This is a genomic window from Stenotrophomonas sp. STEN030 (assembly GCF_056759995.1).
The window spans coordinates 1-2,288 of sequence record NZ_JBRREB010000116.1 but is presented as its reverse complement, the minus strand read 5'-3'; the positions used below and the strand labels follow the sequence as shown (position 1 = coordinate 2,288).

1 protein-coding gene is annotated in these 2,288 nt (G+C 62.5%); it reads left to right on the top strand.

Going from position 1 to position 2,288, the window contains the following annotated elements; all coding sequences use genetic code 11:
* Positions 1–181 precede the first annotated feature (181 nt).
* Positions 182–2,014 carry an ABC transporter ATP-binding protein gene (locus ACVOLR_RS20020; RefSeq protein ID WP_481537985.1) on the top strand — a complete coding sequence of 611 codons (1,833 nt, stop codon included), beginning with the start codon at positions 182–184 and terminating at the stop codon, positions 2,012–2,014.
* Positions 2,015–2,288 lie beyond the last annotated feature (274 nt).

Here is a 2,288-nt window from a genome sequence, read left to right as displayed (position 1 = left end):
GCCGATGCCACTTCCGCCCCCTGATCAACTGCAATCTGATGGTTCAGTTGCTTCGCGGCTGACGCCGCTCCCACAACCCGGTAAATCTTTGCCGCTTGCACAGCCATACATCGGTTAGACAGACACAACACAGGCCGCGATGGGACAATCGCGGCCTGTTCTGGTTTTACAGGCCGTGGCGATGCTGCGCTGGTTCGAATCCCTGATCCCCGTTTTCCCACCGCTGGATACGCGCACCCCGCCGCGCGGCGTGGTGCGTTTCTACCTGCATTACCTGCGCCCGGTGTGGCCTGTGCTGTTGGCGACATTGATTGCCGGTCTGCTGCTGGCGCTGGTGGAAGTGGCGATGTTCGACTTCCTCGGCCGCATCGTCGACATGCTTGCCGATGGTCCGGGCAACGGTTTTTTCCAGCGCCACGCGAGCGACCTGCTGTGGATGGCCGGTATCACCCTGCTGGCGCGGCCGCTGCTGGTAGCCCTGCACAACCTGCTGGTCAACCAGTCCATCGTGCCGGGCTTGAGCAACCGTTCGCGTTGGTTGATGCATAACCATGTGGTGCGGCAGAGTCTGAGCTTCTTCCAGAACGACTTTGCCGGTAGCGTCGCCAACCGGGTGATGCAGACCGGCACCTCGCTGCGCGAGTCTGCGGTGCAGATGGTGGATTCGCTGTGGTACATCGTGGTCTATACCGGCACCGCGTTGTACCTGTTCGCGCAGGTGGATTGGCGTTTGATGCTGCCGCTGGCGATCTGGCTGGTGGCCTATGTTGGCATCGGTGTGTACTTCGTGCCGCGCATGAAACACCGCGCCTGGATTGCGTCGGACGCGCGCTCACGGGCGATGGGCCGCATCGTTGACGGCTATACCAATATCGCCACGCTCAAGTTGTTCGCACATAGCGGCCATGAGCAGCGCTACGTCGCTGAAGCCATCCAGGAACTTGCTGAAAAGCACCGAGCGCAGACCCGCATTACTACGGGTTTGGAGATGGTGATCGCCGTCCTCAATGGTTTCCTGATCGTCGGCACCTGCGCGCTTGCCTTGTGGCTTTGGCAGGACAGCCTGATCAGCGTGGGCGCAATCACCCTGGCCACTGGGCTGGTGATCCGCATCCACAATATGTCCGGCTGGATCATGTGGACGATCAACGGCATCTTCGAGGATATCGGCACGGTGCAGGACGGCATGGAAACCATCGCCCAGCCCTTGACCGTGCAGGACGCGGGCGATGCCAAGCCGCTGGTTGTCACTGCCGGCGCGGTGGATTTCCAGAACGTGCACTTCCATTACGGCAAGCGCGGCGGGGTGATGGCTGGTTTGAACCTGGCGGTGAGGCCGGGCGAGAAGATCGGCCTGGTCGGCCCTTCGGGCGCCGGCAAGTCCACCTTGGTCAATGTGTTGCTGCGGCTGTACGACCTGGAGAGCGGCAAAATCCTGATTGATGGGCAGGACATCGCCCACGTCACCCAGGACAGCTTGCGCGCGAATATCGGCGTGGTTACCCAGGACACCTCGCTGCTGCATCGCTCGATCCGCGATAACCTGCTGTACGGCCGTCCGGATGCCAGTGAGGAGCAGTTGCGCGCCGCCGTGGCCAAGGCCCGTGCCGAAGGCTTCATCGATTCACTGGTGGACGGGCAGGGCCGGCAGGGCTATGACGCCCATGTTGGCGAGCGTGGAGTGAAGCTGTCCGGTGGACAGCGCCAGCGTATCGCCATCGCCCGCGTATTGCTGAAGGACGCGCCGATCCTCATCCTCGATGAAGCAACCTCGGCGTTGGATTCGGAAGTGGAAGCGGCGATCCAGGACAGCCTGGATGAGCTGATGGGCGACAAAACCGTGATTGCCATTGCCCATCGCCTGTCGACCATCGCGCGTATGGACCGATTGGTGGTGATGGACCAGGGCCGGATCGTCGAGACCGGTACGCATGCCGAGCTGGTTGCGGCGGGCGGCCTGTATGCGCGGTTGTGGGCGCGCCAGACCGGTGGGTTTGTGGCAGCCGAGGGCTAAAACAGTGCCCGCGTTTCCGTAGTGCCGAGCCATGCTCGGCAGAGGCCTTCCCCAGGAATGTCCGTGTAGCGCCGAGCCATGCTCGGCAGAGGCCTTCCCCAGGAATGTCCGTGTAGCGCCGAGCCATGCTCGGCAGAGGCCTTCCCAGAAATGTCCGTGTAGTGCCGAGCCATGCTCGGCAGAGGCCTTCCCAGAAATGTCCGTGTAGTGCCGAGCCATGCTCGGCAGAGGCCTTCCCAGAAATGTCCGTGTAGTGCCGAGCCATGCTCGGCAG

Excerpts from the sequence above, each read along its gene's own strand:
- ACVOLR_RS20020 (WP_481537985.1), top strand. The coding sequence starts at position 182 with ATGCTGCGCTGGTTCGAATCCCTGATCCCCGTTTTCCCACCGCTGGAT.